Here is a 1233-nt window from a genome sequence, read left to right as displayed (position 1 = left end):
CCTTACCCGCAGTCGAATGGTCCCGGGGCGTCAGCCCCATCCAGGCGGCAAATTGTCTTCCCGACGCAAACAACTCCGGCGCCGGCGCTTTCATCACCAGTAGTACTGCGCCGATCGGCCCGACACCCGGGATTTTTGCAAGGCGACGGCAGTATTCGTTCTTTCGATACCAGGCCATCAGTTTTGCCTCCACTTCCTTCCGGCGCTCTTCTAGCTGCACAAATTCGTCAGCGAGAGATGCGAATAGATCGCGTGCCAGGGCTGGAATGGTTTCGTCAATCATGATCCGCTCAAGCAGTAGCGGGATATGAGACATGCCTTTACCGGCGGTCAGCCCGAACTCAGCCGCATAGCCGCGAATCGTGTTGGCAAGCTGCGTTTGTGCGGCAACAACGCGCTCGCGCATGCCGACTAGCATCAGCACGGCTTGCTGATCCGCCGATTTCACCGGAACGAACCGCATGGTCGGGCGGCTCATCGCCTCGCATAGTGCCTCCGCATCGGCTGCATCATTTTTGCCCCGTTTGACATAAGCTTCACGAGCTGCGGGGGGATCAGTTTGACCTCATGCCCGAGCGCGGTCAGCAAGCGGGCCCAGTGATGCGAAGCACCACAGGCTTCGATCGCAACTACAGTCGGCGGGCATTCTGTGAAAAAGCCCACCATTTCCTTACGGCGCAACTTCTTGCGCAGGATCGGTTGCTCGGCAGCGTTAACGCCATGCAACTGAAAGACATGTTTTGACGTATCCATGCCAATACGAATAATCTCGTCCACGGACGGCTCCCTTTGCTTGAGTTCACAACGACTCACTCTGGCACATTTCGATGCCGTTCGGGGGCCGTCCACCCCAACAGAAGCAAGCACTCGGCGAGGGATTAAGCTCATAAGGGATTGACTCGCGGAGGCCCGTTACAGAAGACCGTATGTTCGTGGGCTGAAGGTGGCCCGCCCCCGCGGTAAACTAAATTCGGGGGTTGCTCTGGATGGAGCCAGAGCCGAGCCCCATAGTTTAACGAGGGCGAACCATGAAAGAAGATAGTGTAATTTTCATCGGCTTGGATACGTCCAAGTTGAAGATTTCAGTGGCGGTTGCCGAAGGAGAACGCAACGGCGAGGTCCGGTTTTTCGGCGACATCTCTTTCGAGCCGGCGTCTGTGGCATCGCTGGTCAACAAGCTTTCCAAGCGCGGAGCCAAGCTTCACTTTTGCTATGAGGCGGGTCCGACCGGTT

At 57.2% G+C, this 1233-nt stretch carries 2 pseudogenes; one reads left to right on the top strand and one right to left on the bottom strand.

Features of this window, described 5'->3' with window-relative positions:
- Positions 1-777: pseudogene (locus ILFOPFJJ_RS34585) on the bottom strand (IS110 family RNA-guided transposase); the annotation flags it as partial.
- A 251-nt stretch (positions 778-1028) separates the two neighbouring features.
- Between ILFOPFJJ_RS34585 and ILFOPFJJ_RS34890 the strand changes: the two are divergent.
- Positions 1029-1233, top strand: a pseudogene (locus ILFOPFJJ_RS34890) (IS110 family transposase); the annotation flags it as partial.

Origin of the sequence: Sinorhizobium psoraleae (assembly GCF_013283645.1) — a bacterium.
Classification (GTDB): domain Bacteria; phylum Pseudomonadota; class Alphaproteobacteria; order Rhizobiales; family Rhizobiaceae; genus Sinorhizobium; species Sinorhizobium psoraleae.
Note: the sequence above shows the minus strand (reverse complement) of the source record. Positions and strands in the feature narration are given on the sequence as shown.